Raw genomic sequence first — 20,820 nt, 5'->3', positions numbered from 1 at the left:
ATCTTAATAAAGCGTTGACTCTTCGCCTTCACCCATTCAGCGATGCGTCAATTGGAAACAGGTTGGCCCTCGAACCGATCCAGCCTGAATTCCCCTTGGACCGTGATGGGGTCGGCCGTAATGCCGGTGATCACCTCGGTGTACCGACCGGCGAGCCGATGTGGGCCGAACGTCCCGTCTAGCCCGGCCAACTCGTCCGCAACCGAGGCGCCCAGCGATCGAATCTCGATCGTGATGTCGCGCGTGATGTCATAGCCGAGCCGATGTTCCGGGTTGTAGCGATGCCGATATGGGTTCAACGGATCGTGCGGCGCGATATGCAGCGTGCCGTGCAGCGTTCCGGTCGCGCCGAGCGGGTCAACCGGATCCCCCTCGTCCTCGACCAACACGAGGGGGCGATCGATTAATGCGGAAGTGAAACGCCGTTGCAGGGCTCTCCCGTCGCGAAATGTCTCAAGAGCTATGGAGTCCAGCAAATGTGGCACGGCCCCTCCCGCCTGGTCGTCCGGACCGGGCAGCTCCAGAATGAGGGTCATATCCATTGGGATCGCTTCAGCCTGATCGAGCGGCAGGCTCTGCAGTACCGGGTGCGTGCTGACCTTGGTCAGGTGTGCCTGGCCCACCCATTGGCCGAATATCGGCTCTACAATGACGTCCGCCGAAACCAGCGCGCGCGATCCCTGGTCATCCGTAACATCGATGACCACGGGCGGCAGCGGGTTGATGGGGACGGCACCCATCGCACTCCTGCCCCTGTCAGAGACCAACGCACGTCGCGCACGCAGCGTCAATTCCACCTTGGCTGTTTTCGGTGGCACGATGACGTCCACGCCGTCCGCCAACGAACGCCAGACCGGGAGCCCGCCGCCGGAATCGTCCCGGTATTCAAGCCACGCCTCGCCCGAGGAGCCGGCTGGGCACGCCTCGCTCCCGAGCGACACACAGCTACTCGCGTGGAGTGATAGAGTCCGACTGGTCGGCAGGGAGGGTAAGCCGATGTTGAGCGTAGTCAGCGCCGTGGTTCGCCCGAAGGATAGACCCTTGCCGGCCGTCGTGACGTCCACCAGGCCGCCGAAATCGAAATTCTGCACGACGTTGACCCAATAAGCGCGATTGGGCGCGACCAGGTCCAGGAGGCTGCGCCGCACCAGCGCTCCATCTTCCAGGGCGAAAAGGTCGTGTTGATTCGGCTGAGCACCGGTGCGGATCTTGCCGATGACGCCGGGCAGCGAGAAGTACTCCTCAAAAGTAAGCGAACCCACCGTCGGCTTCGTGAGTACGCCGAACAAGTTGCTGGTGTGGCTGGAGAACGACGTGTTGCGACTCACTGGGTGACCACTGATCAGTAACTGGCCGGCCACGTTGACCTTAATGAAGTAGGCCAAGTGTCCGTGAATTGCGTGGAGTGATTGCAGTTCGGCCGGCAGGCTCTTGTCGTATACGAACCATCGACCCGGCGCGTTGGCGATTGTCGAGGTTGACCCAATTGGCGTCGGATCAAACAACCAGACCGCTTGACAATCAAGCGGCGGCGGCAGATTGGCAAGAAGCGTGGCCACTTCGTTTGGCTCCGGTTCAATGTTTAGCCAGACTGCATTCCATCCCGGCTCCAAGTCGACGGATTCTGTGACGAGTTGTGCTCTGCTGACCGCCGGGGCCACGCCCAACAGGCATGTCGCGGCAAACAGGGTCACGTTAATATCGCGCATGGTTTCGGGCCCTTTGTCCGTTTGCTCTTGCCCGCCGAGTTTGGCTGCCAGGACATTGCCTCCGCTGACGGCCTTTCTTGCGACGGCGAAGCAGCCTTCTGCGAACCACGAGGACCCGCGTACGCACGCAGGGCACTCGTGTCGGCCGTTGTTCAGCCTTGTCCTAGATGCGTGGACTACGTGCCGGGAACGTCAGATTTGCGAGAATAATCTCGAACCACCGTGGCCGCGGGGCCAAGGGTTGCGGTTTCGGGCCCCAGCGTTCGTGCGTGCCGATGACCCGTTTGGCGCGCGCCAGGGTTTGCTCGGTGTAGACGAGTTCCCGCTCGCGAAGCCACGCCTCTCGGACCACTTTCCAGGCCGCGTCGGCGATCTGCTCGCCGGTCTTGACCGAGGCTTCCCAAGCCTCGACCATGCGGAGGTGGGCTTTCGCCGCGGCCTTGCAGCAACGGCCGAGAAGAAGGCTTCCGCGGACCGCCTCGCCGGCGCGCGGCCCGGCCTTGACCGTGAACCGCCAGTGGACCCGATACCCCTTGATCTTGTGATGAGAAATGCAGGCCATATCGCCGCTCCTAGCCGCGGGGTCGGTCCCCGCGAAAAGTGCCAGCAGCGTATTGGCCAGGGGCCGCCTACCGACTAAAGCGGCCTGTGAATTGTGGGCGTTTCAGATGTCAACTCCGCACTTTTTCCGCACTTTTACAATTCCAAATTCGTAACTATTTTAAATAAAAAGACTTGCGAATTGGAGGCGGGGGGAATCGAATTCCGTTTCCCCCTGGCCGAAAAGCAGCGTTCCTGCGCCAGAATCGCGGATTTTGCGAAAGCAAAGCGGGTTTTGAATGACCACTCCAGACCCGTCGAGACCATCGGGCACCATCGAAGACCAATTCTATCGGGTACTCATCGGGTACGGGACGCCGGTGGCGACAGCCGCCTTGGCGTTGTCCACGCGGCGCGCGATGAACGATACGGCCGCGATGTTCGTGGCCAACGGGCAGGGCGGACGAAAAGCGAAAGCGTACGCGCGTCCTCTGTGAGATCTTCGGGGGCGATGTTTTCTATCCAGGGCGTCGCAGAAGCACCACGGCTGGCCTGATATCTTGCCCTGTTCCTTGGTCCTGCTTGAGTCCGACAGTCGGACCGGTACTGGTCGCCCGATCGGTCGAATTCGGCGCCGGAATGGACCGGTCGAAGCATTGAACCAGTCTGCTCTTCGGACCATAGTGATCCGCGAGAATCCTCGGTATTGGGTTCCTCTCGGCGCATTTCCGTGTCAAAAGGCGGTCTCAAACGGTAGATCGCGCTGTCCTTGCGCTTACGACCTACCCTGGGACCTCAATCGGCTCGAGCAGCGTTTCGGACGGCTCCACCGCATCGGCCAGGATTCTCAGAATTGGAGAGAATCCTGGAATCGCTCTTGGCAGCACAAACCGAATAGCATATGCTTCCGGTGTTAGCGATCTTCGTTGATTGTTCCACTTCCTGAGATTCTGCTCGCCTCGGCGGGCGTGCTCTCCCGATAAGGACTGGTCACTGAGGCTCGGATGATGACCGGGCGGTCGTTGGAGCAGTGCGTTACTGTTCGCCGAAATCACCGCCTGACGGGTCTCGTGCGGCAACCGCCACACGGAATTGAGAGAGTTCCCGCATCCCGTTTTACCAGTATTCTAACGCGCAGAGCCAAGTCTTGTCCGTTTCCGGACAGCAACAAATGGCGGTCGAAGCACTCCCAGTTGTCTCAACGCTTAGTATGGGCGTTGAAGCGAAGGCAACCAAGTTGAATCAGCGCGGTTGATCCCGGTGGTGATGCGGGTTTGCAGATCTCTCGAGGAGATGAACGATGGGTAAGAAACTCTACGTAGGAAATCTCGGCTACAGCGTAAGCACCCCGGACTTGGAGCAGCTCTTTGCTGACCACGGTACCGTTGATAGCGTGACCGTGATCACGGATCGCTACACTGGCCAGAGCAAGGGGTTCGGATTCGTGGAGATGAAATCCGACGCGGAAGCCGTAGCGGCGATTTCCGCGTTGGACGGCAAGGACTTCGGTGGCCGTACGATCAAGGTGAACGAGGCTAGACCACGTGTGGAGGCCGGTAGTCAAGATCGTGGAAAACGTTGGTAATTAGTCGCGACCTTGTTGGGCCACCAAAGGACTATTCATGGATCGGGGGGTACACTTCAAGCCGTTGCGCATGCTGATTGTGCCAGCCTCGAGGGATTGTTGGCGCAGCAGGGAGCGCCATCGGATGTCGCAATCCGCCTCGTGTACGACGGGAATGGGATCTCCCTTCAACCGGATCGGGTGCGGGAGGATGACGCGACACTCGACCACGGCGGCCGAGTCGTATTGCTGCCGGACTCGCAGGTCTCCGACTTGCTTGCCGACCACGCCCTCGACGTTGAGGGGGATCAGCTTGCGATTCGGCCGGCGGCAGAAGGCGAGTAGTCTGCCATGATGCACGACGAAAAGGAACAGTTACTGACGCTGTTCGCAAGTCCCGGTGCTTGGTGCCGTAACGCCGAGGCTGTGGATGTAAACGGCGAGCACGTTGCATACGATAATGCAATGGCAGTCGCATGGGATCTTTCTGGAGCGATGTGCCATTTATTCGGCTGGCAGCGAGCGTTTGTGCTCTTTGACCAATGCGACCGCCACATTCATGGTAAGCGAGAGACGTACGGATGGCCTGTTCCGGATGAAGAGCTGCGCGCGATGATATCGTTGCAGGAATTCAACGATCGCGACGACACGACGCTCGAAGTCATTCGTGGGCAGATCGAATCGATGCCGATCTGGCGCAATGGCACCGAGGGGTCCCAGTTACAAAGCGCGTTTGGAGAAAAGGAAACGAAGGCCTGCGATTCGCAGGCAGCATCCTAAGCACCGTGGAGAGCTAATGGCTAAGCAAAGACCATCGGTCCTGAAAATCCAGCGCGAACAACAAAAGAGACATCGCGATCAAAAGAAGGCCGAGAAGGCGGCACGGAAACGAGAGCGGCGACAGAACCGTGTTCCGGGCGAATCGAAACCACCCGTTGAGGAGGGCCAAGTCGGGCGGACTGAAGAGGCTGACGGTCCGGCGGCACGTAGTGGGCCGAATTGAATGCGCAATGACTTGGTCGATGGAGCAGGACGGACACTCCCGCGTTTTCGGTTCAATTGCAGGAAGAACCGATTGAAGCCTGCGTGAGATTCTCACCATCGGAGACGATCGAGCGCATGCTTCAAGAACCCACTACCGTCTCTTCTTCTCACGGACGAGTGGCGATTGAGCCAACGTGAAGACAACCACTTCTTCGCCGGTCAAAGTACTGATGTCGTGGTGCAGGCTCACGATCTCAACCCCTGTAATCTCCTGAACCATGGATTCCAGCACCGGGCGGGCGGTTTCGATTAGTTGAACTCGTACTTGCTTAAGCAGGTCTCGGCCCTTGTCGGTTGGAAGCGTCTGGACCAGTTGCTGTTCGGCCGCAGTAAGAACGCCCTGAAGTCGGACAACAACGAGGTCGTCAATCAGGTGCGAACGGATGTCTTTAGGGCCACGGCCCATAAACTCCAGTTCGAAGCGCTTGATGCCCTCGCAAATCGCGGCCTCAATTTCTCCCTGCGTTTTCATCGTGACCTCGAAATTGTCTTCAAGTGGCAATTTCGTTGCCGTCGGCCCGGACGTATCCCCAACGAGCGCGGCAACCACCAACTTCGCCGTCCTGACCTCAAGAACGCCGTCCGTCGGCCGAAATTCTACGATTCTTTCCGGAATCTGACTACCGCCACCGGACCAATGGCGTATAATAGAGATGTGAGCGGAGTCGCGATGTTTGGAACGTCGGGCCCGAGCGCAGTGTTCGGATGACTTGATGAGGGGCGGCCCGGCAGTAGCGGGTGGCCGATCGAAAAGTAAACCGACGTGGTTGAGCACGCTTGTGCGTGTTCTACCGCGTCGGTTTTTTTTGACAACGGAAGCAAGACGGGTCGGCGACAGAAACCTGATGCTCTCTTCCACTCCGACAAGAGCTCAACAGATCGCACACGCCGCCATTGACTTTGAATGGCGAACGACGGGCTTGCGGCCTGGTGCAATCACCGTGGTCATGAGCCACGATACGGTCGTCATCACGCTTCACGATGCGCTTTCACGCGCCGAGAGAGCGTTGGCCAAGAGTCCGGAAGGTGCCGCTCGGCTTCGTGAGTTTCATCAGCAGCTGTTCAGTATGGCATCCCAATCCCTGCGAAAAGAGATCCGAGGCATTCTCGGAGTCGAGGTGCTTGCGGCTACCGCGGAAGTCGAAACAGCAACCGGAGCCATGGTTCAGCTCTTCGCACTCGCTCAGGCTGTGCCGGGGGAGACTTGGAGCGGAACCAGCTCAGGACCGGAAGCCGCGGGAAAGCAATAGGCGAATACCCGTTACGCCAAATGAACCGTCTCACGATAGCTGGAGCAAGACATGGCCGACGTCCCGATCACAAAGCGCCATCGTTGCAAAGGCTGTTCTCCGAAGGGATCCGACCTTGTGCGGATCAATGGTGAAAGATGTTAACGGTAACGAAGGCTGCATTGGATCGCTTGTCAAAGAAACTGGCCAACAGGAAGGTCGGCGGTGACCGAGCATTCAGGTTCACGCAAGAAACGGGTGGGTGGCGACTGCGCCCGGACCGCTCGAGGCCGGATGACACCACGTTCATCCATGAAGGCAAGAACGTTCTCCTCCTTGATACGGCCGTGTCGGAAGCCATGGCCGAATTAAGACTTCACGTTCGAATGACCGGCGCGGGTGCAAAACTGAGACTCCACCGAGCGACTCCCAGGAGTGGTTAGACATGGAACTACCACGTCGCACAAGAGGTGATGAACTCTTGGCGCCAGGCGCGCTGCTGAGTTTGCGCAGACGCATACGGCGAATCGCCCGCGATCATGATCTTACCAGTGTCGTCGCTTGTGCATTCGACCACCGCACCCGCATGCTGCCATTTATCTATGCCGACATACGGATGGCACCGGCGGGCGTTCGAGCGATCGGCGCTGCGATGGCAGACGTTGGGTTTGAGAAAACCCGCATCGTGTTGCAGCAATGGAACCGGAAATTCCGGCCGTCACAAATGCGCGTTGATGGGGGGATTCCGGACATCTTCATGGTGTCGAGCATGCAGCTGCACACCGCCGCGTGCAAAGGGCTGATCCGGGATGCCTGCCAGATCGCTTCCGAACACCGCCCGCTCATCATCGCCGGCGGGCCGAAAGTGATTTACGAACCTTGGGATGTTTTCGGTACGGATCCGAAGGATCCGTGGAGTACGGATGTCGCTGTGACGGGCGAAGAATATGTACTCCTGAACCTTATTGAGACTCTCCTGACCGTTCGCAGCGGAAGAGAATCCATCCGCGCGACCTTTCTACGTGCCCGCGACAGCGGCGCATTGGACACAATACCAGGGCTTGTTTACGCGCGATCCGACGGCGGTAACGTCGCCACGGAGTTGATCGACACGGGGATTCAGCGGCTTGTTGGAGATCTTGACGAATTGCCTCATGCTGCGCTCGGCTACCGTTTGCTCGAGCCGCCAAGTCGGGCGGCCACGCTGAGCCCGCGTGCACTCTCCGCGGATCAGGTTCGAAGGTATAGTCCAATCGGATCGCTGGTGATGACGTTCGGGTGCAAGTTCGCTTGTCCGTATTGTCCGATTCCGGCGTATAACCAGCGACAACACCGTGTCAAGAGCGGCGAGCGCATCGCCGACGAGATGACCCGCATCCAAAGCGAGTTCGGCCTGCGATTTTTCTTTGGCGCAGATGACAACTTCTTCAATTGCGAACGACGCACGCTCGAGATCGTCGAAACACTTGCCCAGGTTCGCAGGAGCAACCGTCGTCGTAGAGGCCGATTTCGATGGGCTACAGAAGCGACGGTGCACGATACGCTGAAAATTCAAGAACACCTCCCGCTGGTTCGGAAAGCTGGCGCGCAAAGCCTCTGGGTGGGCGTTGAGGACATGACCGCAACGCTGATCAAGAAGGGCCAAAGCGTGGACAAGACGAGCGAGGCATTTAGGTTGCTCAAGGAGAACAGCATTCATCCCATGCCAATGATGATGCATCACGATGAACAACCGCTGATCAGCTTCGGACCCAAGCCGTATGGCCTGCTGAACCAGGTACGTCTGCTGCGAAAGGCCGGCTCGGTCAGCATGCAAGTCTTGATGCTGGTCCCCGCCACGGGGTCGCAGTCGTACGTCGGGAATTACACGTCGGGAATGGCGTTCGAAAGCGTCGGCGGGCGCCGCGTTGAGGAGTATATGCTCGGGGGCAACTATGTCGTTGCGTCGCGGCACCGGCGACCTTGGCGGAAGCAGATCAACATTCTTCTGGCGTACGCGTACTTCTACAACCCGATGCGCCTGCTCCGGTCGCTCGTTCGCCCCGTCACCCGGCTGCATTTTGCCGACGCCATCTGGCAGGTCCTCGGAATGTGGGGCCTCGCGCAAACTGCCCGTAAGACGTTTGGCTGGGCCCTACGACTGCGTTTCGGAAAGATTCGAAGGAAAACGGCGGTACCTGTCAACAGCATTCCAATGCGTGCCGTCGATGGGTCTGGCGCGAGCCACGCGATCCCGGTCACTCCGGCGACAAGAGGGACAAGGGCCGAATGCCCGGCCGGCCCGGTGGATAGCGAGGCGAGCACGCCATTGCCGGTCCTGACTCAACTCAATCCGCCTTCGGCGTGGACAACAGCCATAATTAACTGAGGCACTGTTAACCATGAGGACAACAAGCAACGTGATTGCGGACGGCGGGGCGAATTCCACGGCTACCCAACCGGCCACGCAGCGTTTCGCCGCGGCGGTAGGCGTCGTGGTTCCCTTCTTGGGTTTGGTGGTCGCTGTGTACGGCTTCTGGGGATGGGGCGTCACATGGACAGAGCTGGCGCTCTTGACCGGTATGTATACCGTAGCTGGATTGGGCGTCACTGTCGGCTACCACCGGTTGTTCGCCCATCGATCCTTCGAGGCAGTCCGACCGGTCAAGTTCCTGCTGGCCGTATTCGGCTCCATGGCGGTCCAGGGGCCGGTGCTGAAATGGGTCGCTGTCCACCGTCGACACCATCAGCACAGTGATGAACCTGAAGATCCGCATTCCCCACACCACTATGGCGGCGGTGTAATCGGGATTCTCAGGGGTTTTGGGCACGCGCACGTCGGGTGGATCTTCAAGCGTGACTACCCAAACCTCAAGCGCTATGTGCGCGATCTCTACTCCGATAGCCTGATCCGTACCACAAGCCGCTTTTTCGGGGCGTGGGTGCTCCTCGGCCTTCTCATTCCGACCGCGCTCGGTGGGGCTTTCACGGGCACGTGGTCTGGTGCGTTTTTGGGGTTTCTCTGGGGAGGCTTGGTGCGCATCTTCATTGGTCACCACGTCACATGGAGCATCAACTCGGTTTGCCATCTTTGGGGAAGCCGACCTTTTGATCGGGGCGACCAGAGCCGGAACAACTTTCTCTTTGGCGTTTTGGCCTTCGGAGAAGGCTGGCACAATAACCACCATTCCTTTCCATATTCGGCAAGGCATGGACTAAAATGGTGGCAGCTTGACATGAGCTATTTGACCATCCGGGCTATGGAGCTGCTAGGATTAGCCCGCGCCGTACGGGTACCGGCGTGCTGCCGACTCGCGGCGAATGACGGCGCCCCGCACCCACCACCGGCGTGATTTCACCAGCACACGAGAGGCACAACCAGAGACCTCGGCCTTCTTGGAGAATAGGAGATCCGGATGACAGACGACAAGTCCATGGACCCCGACACCAACGATGCGAATGAGATTGCGCGACAGCTCGAAACCGAGCTGGCGATCCTGCTGGGCGTTGAGCAATCGCTCAGGACCGCGCTCCAGTGGATGACGCGCGATCGAGGTAACAACCACAAACTCTCAACACTGCGCTTTGCCGCGAGGTCCTTTGAGCGCCACCTCACGCGCACACGAGTTCTTGCCGACCATGGAGGGTACATGAAGTCGATCATAGAGGCGGCTCCACGCCTGGCCAGCGAGGTAAGCACGCTGCGGGCCAATCGCAGAGAGCTTCAGGAGAGTTTTGAGGCGATTATTCTAAGACTTGAATATGTCTCTCCAGACGAAGAGACAGCATTCGCATGCGTGTGCGCAGAACTGGAGGACTATCTTATCAAACTGAAGGAACATGGACAAAAGGAGATGGCTTTGCTCCAGCATTCCTTTGCCCAAGAAGTAGGTGGATCCGGATGAGAGTGTGGAAGGGAACACTCGTCCGAGGCGTTGGCATGCATAAGGCCACTGTCCGACCCTACGCCCGGACCGGCGAAAACCACGATCGGATCGGAGATGCATGTTCGGAGACGGTCGATGGCCTATCTTGGGCTGCCCTCAAGCCTTTGCGGGGCAATAAGACAGCTCTCGTGGGCGAATTGCCGTACGTCGAATGAAGTCCGCGGTATGTTAAAGGAATGCAGGCATGCGCCTCTATCTGATCAATCCACGCAACCCCTTGGTGTGCCTGACGCGCGTGAAAGAGAGTCGCTGGAACCGTTACCGCGTGTGGAAGCCGCTGGGGCTCGCCACTCTGGCGGCGCTGACCCCGCCGGAATGGGACATTACCATCATCGACGAGAATGTGCGCGTGCCCGACTACGCAAAATTGCCGCGACCGGACCTCGTGGGAGTCACCGCATTCACGTCCCAGGCGAACCGTGCGTACGAAGTGGCGGCTGACTTCCGCAGCCGCGATGTGCCAGTCGTAATGGGCGGCATTCATGCCACGATGCGGACCCAGGAAGCCACAGAGCGCGTAGACTCTGTGGTAACAGGCGAGGCAGAGCACGTGTGGAGCCGGGTACTGGCCGACGCACAGCGCAGTGCCTTGCAGCGCCAATACGAGGGTTCCCATGCAGATATGAACCGGATCCCGCCGGCCCGGAACGACCTGTTGTCCGGCGATTATGCGTTCGGGGCCATTCAGACGACGCGGGGATGTCCGCTGAATTGCAGTTTCTGCAGCGTGACGGCTTTCAATGGATTTCGCTATCGGCAGCGGCCTATCGATGAAGTGGTTCGGGAATTCGGCGGGATTCCGGAGAATCTGGTTCTTGTCGTAGACGACAATCTGATCGGCACGAGCCACCGCCATGTTGCCCGTGCAAAGGACCTATTCAATGCGATGATTCGCGCGAGACTTCGTAAGCGCTGGATCGCCCAGGTGACGATCAATATGGCTGACGACGAGGAATTGCTGACGTTGGCCGCCAAAGCCGGCTGTGTCGGCGTATTCATCGGCTTTGAATCCCCGACTGCGGAAGGACTGAAGGAGGTCGGAAAGAAGTTCAACATTACGAACGGCCGCGATTTTGCCGCCTCCGTTCGTCGAATCCAGCGCCACAAAATCCTGGTGGCCGGCTCATTCATCATGGGCTTGGACACGGATGAGCCGGGGATCGGCAGACGAATTGCAGGCGCGGCCATGGGCTATGGCGTAGACACGCTAAACACGCTGTTTCTGACACCCCTGCCCGGCACGCGGCTGTGGGACGAAATGGAATCACAGCGCCGTCTTGTCGCAAATAGCTTTCCGGAGGACTGGAAGTATTACACGCTGACGTTTCCCGTTGGTCGTTACCAGCATCTCTCGTGTCTTGAAATCGTGAAGGAGATGGAAGTCTGCGACGGGACGTTCTATTCCGTAGGACGCATCTTGCGCCGGGCGTGGCGCTGCGTGCGCCACTGGCGGAGCCCTCTGATCGCACTAGTCGCCAATCTTTCCTATCGAAGCAACCTCAATTTGAGTCCTGGGAGTCAGATTGCCTTCATGGCATCTCAGGGTCTGCTGCAAGGCGGCCATCGGGTCAACCAAGCTGCTCACACTGATGCTTTCGAGCAATGCCGGGATAAGGAGAATCGGAAGGACACACAGGTGCAGTGCGGCAAGCCACCACCGCTATGGTCGCATGCGCACACGCGTGAGAAAGTGGGTCATGAGCTTGCACATTAGAATCGGTTTGGCCCAGTCTTCGATTTGGCCCGGTTGGTGGATTTTCGCCGGCATTGGCGGCGTGATCATTCTGGCCGTCTTTGTCGTTGTCGCGCAGTTCTTCCGCCTGTGGCTGCAGGCCTATATGAGCAACGCCGGCGTGAGAATGACCGACCTGATCGGCATGCATCTGCGCAAAGTCGAGATGACCGCCGTCGTGTTCGCCAAGATTCAGCTCGTCAAATCGGGCATCGACGACGTGTCGGTTAACGACCTGGAAAGCCACTACCTTGCTGGCGGACGCTTAAGCAACGTCACCCGTGCCATGATTGCCGCCAACCGGGCTGTTCTGGCCTTGGACTGGAACAAGGCGTGCGCTATCGATTTGGCCGGTCGGGATATAAAGGACGCCATCAACACCAGTGTGAATCCGAAGGTGATTGACGTCCCTAATCCGGGGCGGGGAAGACAATCCATAGACGCTGTGGCGATGGACGGAATCCAACTCAAGGCCAAGGCTCGCGTTACGGTCCGCACAAACCTCAACCAGCTTATCGGCGGCGCCACGGAGGAAACGATCATCGCCCGCGTCGGCGAGGGCATCGTCAGCGCGATTGGATCCTCCGGTACCTACAAGGCCGTGCTTGAGAACCCCAATCGAATCAGCAAGGCCGTCCTAAGCAAGGGGCTCGACTCAGGAACGGCGTACGAGATTCTGTCGATTGACATCGCTGACGTGGATGTCGGCGAGAATATCGGGGCCAAACTCCAGGTCGACCAAGCCGAAGCCGACATGCGCCGCTTCCAGGCCGAAGCCGAAAAGCGCCGCGCCATGGCGTTTGCCAAGGTGGCAGAGAACACGGCCAAGGTCGAAGAGAACCGTGCAAAGATTGTCCTCGCCGAAGCCGAAGTGCCCTGGGCCTTGTCCGAAGCCTTCCGTTCAGGAAATCTCGGCATAATGGGCAACTGATGTTCGCATCACTGTCGGCGTTTTCGCTGTGGTTACGCCAAGTGGCGGTGCGATTGACAACCGCGTGGGGGATCCGATCCCTGACTCTCGCCGATGTCGGAGAATGAACAGGAGGCGAGCATGAACACAAAGCAGCGCGACGTCGTCTTCCAACGTTGGAGCAATGCGATTCGGCGCGAGGCTCGGGATTCTGCTTCGCTGGAACAGGTCGGCGTACGTGCGCTGGCTGATACGGACGTCCACGATGACCCGACGCTTCAGAGCATGATCCAGGCCGAACTACAGAAACGCCGAGCCGAACTCGAGCAGGAATCTCAGGATCAAGGGGCCGCGCCGACACCATCAGAGCCCCGACAAGATCGGACGCCGAGTCTGCCAGAGACGGTTCCCAGGACGACGCCTGAGCCGGATCTAGTGAATTTCAACCGGCTGGTTCTAACTCTCTCTACATCACTGGAGCGTGGCAACGAAAAAGAGACCCGGATTACCTTCGCCAAGATGCGAGCCCTCCAACAACGAAGCCCGGAGGTGATTCCAGCCCCCGTTATCGAGGAATACGCGCAACGTGTCGAGAGGCTCCAGCTCCACATCAGGCAGCTTGCGGACGAAATCGTGGCGCTGGCAGAGCGGGCGGTCGTGGCATCCCGCAAAGGGAATGAACGGGACCTGGCGCGCACGATGCGCCGACTCGCGGCAATTCATGCCGCCCACCCGGGTCTACTCGACGAGCCCGGGTTGGAAGATATTCGTCGCGACGTCATCAATGCTGCTGACGAACGCCTGCAATACCAGCTTACGACGAAGAAGCTGCTCGAGCGCGAACGGGCCATTACCGCTGAGGTCAGAACCCACGCTGCCGCGGTCCGTGAGTTTCATCGAGTGGCATGTGCGGTTCCGGATACCGCCGAGGAATTTCGCGAAGCGGAGATCGGATACCTTCGGGCGATCCAGAAGATTCGCGCCTGCGATGGGGAGTGGTTCACGGGCATCGTCTTGGAGCTGGCTGATCTGTTGGCAGAATGGTCCGTTCCACCCCTGGGAGCGAAAGGCCAGATCGATCGATTCCTAGATGGCATAGACGCTGGCCTGAATCGTATCCGCATGGAAATGCGCGAGATCGATAGTGAACAAGCTTCGAACGAGCGTAACGAAAGTGGAACCGTCGAGAAATGACGGTTCCCAGGCAGGGCTACGTGATCCGAGGTCGAAGCGCTGAACATCCGGTCAGACTTGTCGGCCGGGATGACACCGATCCAAATGCCACAGTAGGAGCTTCAGGAGACTCCTCGAGGAGGGCGTGATTCCCAATCCCTGGATGAAGTGGCTGTCTCAGCTCCAGAATTCTTGAAGGGAAGGCCGCGATGGTCTTGACAGACGATTCTCGGCAAACACCGCCCACTGCGCCTGAGCGCGGTTCGCAGCATCGCCGGCTATGGACGGCGATGCGCGCTCTGCTCCGTACTCGCATTTTTGCGGGTTTGGCCACCGTCATTCCCCTGTGGGTGACATGGATCGTCATCAAGTTCATATTTGATACGATGCGGTCGGCCACTCAGCCGATCATCGAGCACGGCATCCAATGGGTCGCCCGATCGATGGGGAGTCAGGCGGAAGACCTACCCACCTATGTGGATTGGGCTGTGCCGGTGGTCGCAGTTCTGCTGACACTTTTCTCGTTGTACCTGCTGGGTCTGCTAACCGCAAACGTGCTGGGTCGGCGCATTGTTCTGCTTCTTGAACGTCTGTTTGAAAGTCTGCCTCTGGTCAAGACGGTCTACGGATCAACGAAGCGCATCATTGGTGCGTTGGCCGGCGGAAGCGACTCAATGCAGTTCCAGAAGGTCGTGCTGGTTGAGTTCCCTCGACCGGGAATGAAATGTATCGGATTCCTCACGTCGGTGGCCGAGGACACGGACACCGGACGGAAGATGGCTACGGTATTTATCTCCACCACACCCAATCCCACGACCGGGTATATGCAGATCCTCCCACTTGAGGAAGTATCGGAAACGGGCTGGACGGTGGAAGAAGCGGTTAAAGTGTTAATGTCGGGCGGTATACTCTGTCCGGCCAAGATCCCATTCGACCGTGTCTACCCGGTGAGTCGGACTCCGGCCACGGTGTTGGACGGTACGGCGCCAGGCCTTGCGAAGAGGTGAGACTCAGGACGCTACCGTATTACAATTCAACGGGCTAGCTCAAACGAATGCGAATGACGCCGCCCGGGTACTTGCGAGCATGAGGAGGAACGAATGATGATTGCGGAAATATCCGAAACGATAGTTGCGGTGACTTTGTGCACCGCAATGGCAGGTATCCTCGCGCTCGTCTACATTTCCAGGCGCAAGAAATGATCCACCGAATGGCTCAGACCCGCATGGTCTTGGCGCAGCATGACCGGCTCGGGCGTGCTCTTGGGGCCGTGGAGACGAATGGCCTGATAATCCCGTGCGAAATTTATAGTGATGCCGATACCACCGAGCCGAATCTGTTCCTATTCCTGCGCCCGATTGACAACGCAGAATCCGGGCCTTATACTCTACTCGCTTCCCGTGGAAAAGCAGCCATCGGAGCACAGCCAGGCATCGGTGGCTTCAGTAGACGCGACGCGCGTTCGACACATCTTCGCTTGGGGTTCTTGAGAGTATCAGCTAATGCAGTTTGAAGATCTGCGGCTCGGTGAGCCGCTCCTGCGTGCCGTGCGCACTGCGCGTTACGTACATCCAACGCCTATCCAGGCCCTCGCTATTCCGCCCATCCTTGCCGGCCGCGACGTACTCGGCTGTGCCCAGACGGGCACCGGCAAGACGGCGGCTTACGCATTGCCCATCCTCCAACGATTGAGCGAGCGCGCAGTAAGGACGACAGCGCCGCCGGGCCGCATCCGCGTCCTGGTGCTGTGCCCGACGCGCGAGCTGGCACAGCAGATTCACGACAGTTTTGGTGTCTACGGCCGGCACGCCGGCGTTCAGCGGGCCGTAGTTTTCGGTGGAGTGAACCAGGGTCCACAAGCGCGCGCAATACGTGCCGGGGTTGACATTTTGACCGCTACGCCCGGGCGTTTGCTTGACCTCATGGGGCAAGGCCTGGCCAGTGTCGCGGAGACCGAGATTCTTGTTTTGGATGAAGCCGACCGCATGCTCGACATGGGCTTCCTGCCGGACCTGCGCCGGATTCTCGCCCATATACCTCGTCAGCGCCAGACGCTGCTCTTCTCGGCGACCATGCCGCCCCCAATCCGCAAGCTCGCAGGTGACATTCTCCAAGACGCAGTTGTGCTGCAGGTAGAGCGCGAATCATCGCCCGCTCCATCGGTGGCCCATTGGGTTTATCACGTGGAGAAGCCTGAAAAGCCGGGTCTGTTGCTTCGCCTATTAGCGGAAAAGCGGGACACGCGAACTCTGGTCTTTACGCGAACCAAGTACGGGGCCGACAAGGTGGTCAGGCAACTCGTCAGGACCGGTGTGCCAGCCGCGGCGTTGCACGGCAACAAGAGCCAGGGGGCGCGCACGCGTGCGCTGGCCGAATTCCGAGCTGGACGGACGCCGGTGCTCGTGGCAACCGACATCGCGGCCCGTGGTCTGGATGTCGATAACATCTCCCGGGTCATCAACTACGACCTGACGCCTACCCCTGAGACGTACGTGCATCGCATTGGCCGGGCGGGCCGGGCGGGAGCGGCTGGCATCGCGTTGTCGTTCTGCACATCGGAGGATCACGGGGACCTTCAGGCGATCGAGCGGCTGATCTGTGAGCCGCTTCGGCGGGCGGTTGATTTGCCTCGGAACGGCATTGACGGATCGAGACTGATTCGCGTGGCCAATCCCAAAGCCATCCAACCCCGCCGTCGCCGCCCACGCCCCAAGCGGTCACCGCAAAAAAGGGCCGCACCGCAAACAGCCCACGGCTGATCCCGCGGCGGCGCAATTGTTCACTGACGTTTGAGGCCCTCCGTGCGCACCTGGAAGAGACGAGGCGGTTGCGATCTGGTCTCAACACACCCGTCGCAGAGCTTGATCTCACGGCCCGAGGGCGAGCCGTCATTGCCGAACTGGAGGTTGGCGATTCGGACGAGCTGGCTCGGCCGCCCTTCAACGAAATCACTCGGGCTTGGGGCTACCATTCCTGGGATGCGCGTGTGGAGATTCAGCGTGTGCTCGAAGGACTTGGCTACCGCACGCACATCGACTGAAGCAGGGTCGGTACAAGCGAATGAGCCGTGACTCTCCTGCAGCGCGATGGGCAATCGCTCACGCGGCGATTCCGTTCGAAAGCTCCCCGAGACGCTGATACGCTTCGTCGATGGTTGCGGCGCCAAACCGTTAAGCTTACCGATTCCCATCGATTACTTCGCCGAGCAGATGCTCGGGCTCGATCTCCTGTGGGACGAAGTCGAGGAGCTTCCGGGCGAACTGATTCTCGGGGCCATCATGCCGGAATAGAAGCCGATCATTTTGAATGAGCGCCGCCGCGAACACATGGACGCATGTCCTTGGCTTTAGCGATCGACCAAAGGGCACAAAGCCGGGCACTGGGATCTTCTTGTGGACCAAACAACCCTCGGACATCCCGTTTATTCAGCCAGGGCGATGACGGACCGTTCGCGCTGCGTAGCTCCGGCGTCGGTGACGTTTCGGTCATCAAGTTGCTCGAATCGCCGCCTGTCCGCGGATTCGTACACGGCCGGATTCACCTCGCTTGAGCACGATCTGGATGCAGGATCAACTCGCGCTGCTTTGGGGTCGGGGGCATTGTCGTAAATAGTCAAGCAAGTCGAAGAGCTTGGCCGTGGCCAATGCCACGCACGTATCGGCACCTCCATAATAAAGACGAATCGAACCGCTGCTAATATCACGAATCCAACCACAGGGAAAAACCACGTCGCCCACATCACCGTGGCGTTCATAGGGCGCCTCGGGCGCAAAGATCCACTCGTCGCTGCGCCGAAGAACGCGGCAGGGGTCCTCAAGGTCGAGCAACGCCAGTCCCAGCCGATAAAGACATCCGCCGGCCGTGGCGCGCACCCCGTGGTAGAGGATCAGCCAGCCCTCCGGAGTCTCCAAAGGAGGAGGACTCAAACCAATCTTGTTGGCGTCCCACCATGCACCACACCGTGCGTGTAGGAGAATGTGGTGGTCACCCCAATGAATCAAGTCGGCCGAGAAAGAAAGCCACATGTGCGCGCCCGAACTGCCAGCGGAGACCGGCCGATGAATCATCGCATAGCGATCCCCGAAGCGGCGGGGGAAGATGGCGGCATCTTTGTCCTCCGGTGGCATGACCGGGCCGAGCCGGGAGAATGAGGTGAAGTCCTTCGTTCGCGCCAAGCACACCAGCGGTCCGCTCGGCGAGTAGGCCGTGTAGGCGATGATCCACTCATCGCGTTCCTCAACCCAAGTCAGGCGGGGGTCTTCCACTCCCCACGCCTCTTCCGAATAGCTCTTGGGATCCGCAGCGAAGCTTGGTTTGGAGTCGATTTGCCAGTTCGACACTCCGTCATTGCTCCGACAGACGGACAAGTGAGAGTGGCCTCGGCGGTCCTCAACGCGCACGAGCAGGATCGTTTCATCGCCGATCTGACAGGCGCCCGCGTTAAACACCGTGTGGGCCGGGTAGGGCCAATCGCGAGCTGTGAGGATTGGATTCCCGGGATGGCGATGAAACAACTCTTTGTATAAACTGGGCGTTTTCGATTCACAGTGCATTCTTATTTCCTTGGGTAACATTGACTTCTGTATGAATCTCTTCCGAGGAGGCCCGTTCTCCAGATGGACCGGGTGTCTCACGCAGCGAGTCGTGAACTTCTGCGTTGCGTGTTTCCGTCCACAAGTAAGCGAGCGTCGATTCGGCCCCCTGGTTCCGATTCACGCCGGAACGCTGCAAACCGTCACGGCATGAGCCAGTTCGGGTGTCAGCCAGCGGCTGACCTCGGCTGTTCCGGCCATGAAACCAATCTCGCGCCCGACAGAAGCTGTCCAGATATGTTTCATCCCTGAGCATGCTGAACGCGGCGAACGCGGCATCGGCCATGGTACCGGCTTCCACCGGCTGTTGATCGTATGGAGCCTTCTCTTCTCCATGCGGATACCAGCCGTCATTTCCCACGGGCCAGAAGATATCCCCGTTCGTCGTTTCGCGATCGAGGAAGTCAAACGACGTGACTGCTACATCGAGAAACTCTTCCTTCGGCCAACATTGTGCCGCAAGGAACAGGGCGTGAGGCAGCACGGCATTCGCATAAGTCATTCGGGACTCGAACCACGGCCAGTTCGGTCGTTGGGAACGATGAAAGCAATCGATTAACCGCTGAGCTGCGGACCTGGCCACGCATTCGAGCGATGCGACATTGCCTGCCCCGCCCGCAAATAGATGCCCCCAGGCCAGGATTACATATGCTTGTGCACGCAGACTCCGCAAACCCGCGAGCGTAGGCAGAACCGCCTCGATCAACTCCCGGGCCAACGTGCGGTGATCATCCGGCAGATTGCTCCCGACCAGTTCCGCCAGAGCGCGAACGGCCTGACCCTGGCAATCGCCGTCGCCATCCGTATCCAGCCAATGGCGTTGGTAGCTGAGAAGATTATGAAATCCGCCGCCGGGACGGCGAGCATACTCCAAGAGGCTAAGGTATGCGTTCACTCGACTCAACATGCGGTCCTCTGGGCGTCGGCACCACAGACGAGTGCAAAGCCGCAGCGCCCGAGAATTATCATCGGTCGTGTAGCCACTCTCGCGCCGTGGGACAGCGTAGATGGCGTGCTGGAGCAGTCCGGTTGAGTCCGTCATGCGGTCCAGATGATCCAGCACAATCCGGTCGGAGCCATCCATCACACGCCTCCATGAAGTAACGCATCGGGTATCGCCTTGTCCGCTGAGGTTGCCGACATGGCGGGGTAACCTTCGTTCCGTTTCGCCTTTCCGGAGGACACGGTTTCGCTGAAGACCTTTGAGTACGCCCTGCCCACATGCGGCCAGCGCATCGGTCTTGCGTATTTGTAGGCCCTGCGGCGAGTCTCCTCCCGCAACACGTCGTCATTGAGGAATCGAAGCGTCGCATCGGCAAGAGCGGCGCTATGCGCAAAAGGCACGAGCAAACCCCGCCCCTCTGCCAACACCTCCTCGGCGTAGAGGTAGGGAGTGCTCACAATCGGCCGGCCGGCGGCCATGGCATACGCCAGCGTGCCACTGGCAATCTGATCCTTTCCCGCATAAGGAGTGGTGTACACGTCGCAGGCTTGCAGGTATTGGAGGAGATCGGGCAAGCTCAGAAACCTGTTGACGAAACGGACGTGGGCGCCAATGCCCAGCCCTTCCGCCATCCGCGAGAGAGATTCCCGGTAGGTCTCTCCTTCTTGCCGCTTGATCTGTGGATGCGTCACCCCGACGATCAAGTACAAGGCGTCAGGATACGCGGACACGATTCGGGGCATGGCCTCGATCATGTGCTCCAGCCCCTTGCCTCGATTGATGAGGCCGAATGTGCAAATAACTCGCCGACCCGCCAGTTCCAGCCGAGTCTTGCATTCACTGGCGTCCAGCCAAGCAACTCGCGGCACCCCATGCGGGATCACGCGCACGCCCGTCACCGGTACTTCGTAGACCGTAGCGAGTAGCGTCGCGGCGATTTTCGTCATGACCACGATGCCTCGGCTGAGGGCGGCGATGTTCTGGATGATGCGCCGTGGCGAAGGGTCCGGGGCAGTCATCAGTGTGTGAAACGTGGTGACAATCGGCTTGCGGCAAGCTAGAAAGAAGTCCAATACTCGGTCGCCCCACTCGCCGGGATACAGTCCAAACTCGTGCTGCAGACTGATCACGTCGTAGGGCCCGTCATTCGCCACCTGCGCGGCCACACGGTAGGCGTCGCGGTCGGCGTTCTCGATAATGTGGACCACACGCGTACCGTCGTGGTCTCGCGGGCGCGTCTTCTGAATTGCGGCCAACGAGCACACCGGCTTCCCAGCGGCCAAGTCCACCGCATCGGCGGAATCCCTGGTGAACGTGGCCAGGCCGCACTCTTCCGGCGGATAGGTGGAAATGAAGAGCGGTCGCACTTGGTGCAAAATGTCACCTCCTAAGCTCACAATTCTCGCTCGCCCGGTTGCCTCGGCGGCGTTGGCGGAGGAATTCAGCTGGGCCGAAACC

At 59.3% G+C, this 20,820-nt stretch carries 21 protein-coding genes; 15 read left to right on the top strand and 6 right to left on the bottom strand.

Annotated features, from left to right (window positions below; genetic code table 11):
- Positions 1 to 47: 47 nt before the first annotated feature.
- Positions 48 to 1,709: a hypothetical protein gene (locus J5J06_00290; GenBank protein ID MCO6435510.1), complete on the bottom strand. Its 1,662-nt coding sequence runs from the start codon at positions 1,707 to 1,709 to the stop codon at positions 48 to 50.
- Between the two features lie 163 nt (positions 1,710 to 1,872).
- Positions 1,873 to 2,271, bottom strand: coding sequence for a hypothetical protein (locus J5J06_00285; GenBank protein ID MCO6435509.1), 399 nt, complete (start codon positions 2,269 to 2,271; stop codon positions 1,873 to 1,875).
- 277 nt (positions 2,272 to 2,548) lie between these two features.
- Here J5J06_00285 and J5J06_00280 point away from each other — a divergent pair, with 277 nt between their 5' ends.
- From J5J06_00280 to J5J06_00265, 4 genes are all read left to right on the top strand, one after another.
- Positions 2,549 to 2,746 (top strand): hypothetical protein, encoded by a 198-nt coding sequence (locus tag J5J06_00280; protein MCO6435508.1) that lies wholly within the window; start codon positions 2,549 to 2,551, stop codon positions 2,744 to 2,746.
- Positions 2,747 to 3,549: 803 nt separating this feature from the next.
- Complete coding sequence (locus J5J06_00275; GenBank protein MCO6435507.1) at positions 3,550 to 3,834, top strand: RNA-binding protein; 285 nt, start codon at positions 3,550 to 3,552, stop codon at positions 3,832 to 3,834.
- Between the two features lie 99 nt (positions 3,835 to 3,933).
- On the top strand, positions 3,934 to 4,158 hold the full coding sequence (locus tag J5J06_00270; GenBank protein MCO6435506.1) for a hypothetical protein: 225 nt from the start codon (positions 3,934 to 3,936) through the stop codon (positions 4,156 to 4,158).
- Between the two features lie 6 nt (positions 4,159 to 4,164).
- Positions 4,165 to 4,593, top strand: coding sequence for a hypothetical protein (locus J5J06_00265; protein ID MCO6435505.1), 429 nt, complete (start codon positions 4,165 to 4,167; stop codon positions 4,591 to 4,593).
- A gap of 355 nt (positions 4,594 to 4,948) precedes the next feature.
- On the opposite strand, the gene J5J06_00260 is transcribed toward J5J06_00265, so the two are convergent.
- Complete coding sequence (locus J5J06_00260; GenBank protein MCO6435504.1) at positions 4,949 to 5,329, bottom strand: DUF2294 domain-containing protein; 381 nt, start codon at positions 5,327 to 5,329, stop codon at positions 4,949 to 4,951.
- Positions 5,330 to 5,702: 373 nt separating this feature from the next.
- On the opposite strand from J5J06_00260, the gene J5J06_00255 reads away from it, so the two are divergent.
- From J5J06_00255 to J5J06_00205, 11 genes are all read left to right on the top strand, one after another.
- Positions 5,703 to 6,107 carry a DUF2294 family protein gene (locus tag J5J06_00255; GenBank protein MCO6435503.1) on the top strand — a complete coding sequence of 135 codons (405 nt, stop codon included), beginning with the start codon at positions 5,703 to 5,705 and terminating at the stop codon, positions 6,105 to 6,107.
- 424 nt (positions 6,108 to 6,531) lie between these two features.
- The gene (locus tag J5J06_00250) at positions 6,532 to 8,454 is read left to right on the top strand and encodes a radical SAM protein (GenBank protein ID MCO6435502.1); all 1,923 of its coding nucleotides are present in this window, start codon (positions 6,532 to 6,534) and stop codon (positions 8,452 to 8,454) included.
- Positions 8,455 to 8,467: 13 nt separating this feature from the next.
- Positions 8,468 to 9,418, top strand: a complete 951-nt coding sequence (locus J5J06_00245; protein MCO6435501.1) for a fatty acid desaturase — start codon at positions 8,468 to 8,470, stop codon at positions 9,416 to 9,418.
- A 63-nt stretch (positions 9,419 to 9,481) separates the two neighbouring features.
- Positions 9,482 to 9,970 (top strand): hypothetical protein, encoded by a 489-nt coding sequence (locus J5J06_00240; GenBank protein ID MCO6435500.1) that lies wholly within the window; start codon positions 9,482 to 9,484, stop codon positions 9,968 to 9,970.
- A 226-nt stretch (positions 9,971 to 10,196) separates the two neighbouring features.
- Positions 10,197 to 11,726 carry a B12-binding domain-containing radical SAM protein gene (locus tag J5J06_00235; GenBank protein MCO6435499.1) on the top strand — a complete coding sequence of 510 codons (1,530 nt, stop codon included), beginning with the start codon at positions 10,197 to 10,199 and terminating at the stop codon, positions 11,724 to 11,726.
- Positions 11,710 to 12,675, top strand: coding sequence for a flotillin-like protein FloA (floA, locus tag J5J06_00230; protein ID MCO6435498.1), 966 nt, complete (start codon positions 11,710 to 11,712; stop codon positions 12,673 to 12,675). The genes J5J06_00235 and floA overlap by 17 nt, the downstream gene beginning before the upstream one ends.
- Before the next feature lie 120 nt (positions 12,676 to 12,795).
- Positions 12,796 to 13,848 (top strand): hypothetical protein, encoded by a 1,053-nt coding sequence (locus J5J06_00225; GenBank protein MCO6435497.1) that lies wholly within the window; start codon positions 12,796 to 12,798, stop codon positions 13,846 to 13,848.
- A gap of 188 nt (positions 13,849 to 14,036) precedes the next feature.
- A complete protein-coding gene (locus J5J06_00220) occupies positions 14,037 to 14,834 on the top strand; it encodes a DUF502 domain-containing protein (GenBank protein MCO6435496.1) in 798 nt (265 codons plus the stop codon).
- Between the two features lie 495 nt (positions 14,835 to 15,329).
- Positions 15,330 to 16,586: a DEAD/DEAH box helicase gene (locus tag J5J06_00215; GenBank protein ID MCO6435495.1), complete on the top strand. Its 1,257-nt coding sequence runs from the start codon at positions 15,330 to 15,332 to the stop codon at positions 16,584 to 16,586.
- A gap of 68 nt (positions 16,587 to 16,654) precedes the next feature.
- Positions 16,655 to 16,867: a hypothetical protein gene (locus tag J5J06_00210; GenBank protein MCO6435494.1), complete on the top strand. Its 213-nt coding sequence runs from the start codon at positions 16,655 to 16,657 to the stop codon at positions 16,865 to 16,867.
- Positions 16,868 to 16,913: 46 nt separating this feature from the next.
- Entirely contained in the window at positions 16,914 to 17,117 is a 204-nt protein-coding gene (locus tag J5J06_00205) for a hypothetical protein (protein ID MCO6435493.1), read from the top strand.
- Positions 17,118 to 17,396: 279 nt separating this feature from the next.
- On the opposite strand, the gene J5J06_00200 is transcribed toward J5J06_00205, so the two are convergent.
- From J5J06_00200 to J5J06_00190, 3 genes are read right to left on the bottom strand one after another with little or no spacing between them, the layout of a single operon-like run.
- Positions 17,397 to 18,380 (bottom strand): glycosidase, encoded by a 984-nt coding sequence (locus J5J06_00200; protein ID MCO6435492.1) that lies wholly within the window; start codon positions 18,378 to 18,380, stop codon positions 17,397 to 17,399.
- Positions 18,370 to 19,503, bottom strand: coding sequence for a hypothetical protein (locus J5J06_00195; GenBank protein ID MCO6435491.1), 1,134 nt, complete (start codon positions 19,501 to 19,503; stop codon positions 18,370 to 18,372). Before J5J06_00195 ends, J5J06_00200 begins: the two co-directional genes overlap by 11 nt.
- Positions 19,503 to 20,738: a glycosyltransferase family 4 protein gene (locus J5J06_00190; protein MCO6435490.1), complete on the bottom strand. Its 1,236-nt coding sequence runs from the start codon at positions 20,736 to 20,738 to the stop codon at positions 19,503 to 19,505. Before J5J06_00190 ends, J5J06_00195 begins: the two co-directional genes overlap by 1 nt.
- Positions 20,739 to 20,820: the final 82 nt, after the last annotated feature.

The organism is Phycisphaerae bacterium (assembly GCA_024102815.1).
Lineage (GTDB): Bacteria > Planctomycetota > Phycisphaerae > UBA1845 > UBA1845 > JAGFJJ01.
This window is presented reverse-complemented; position numbering and strand designations above follow the sequence as displayed.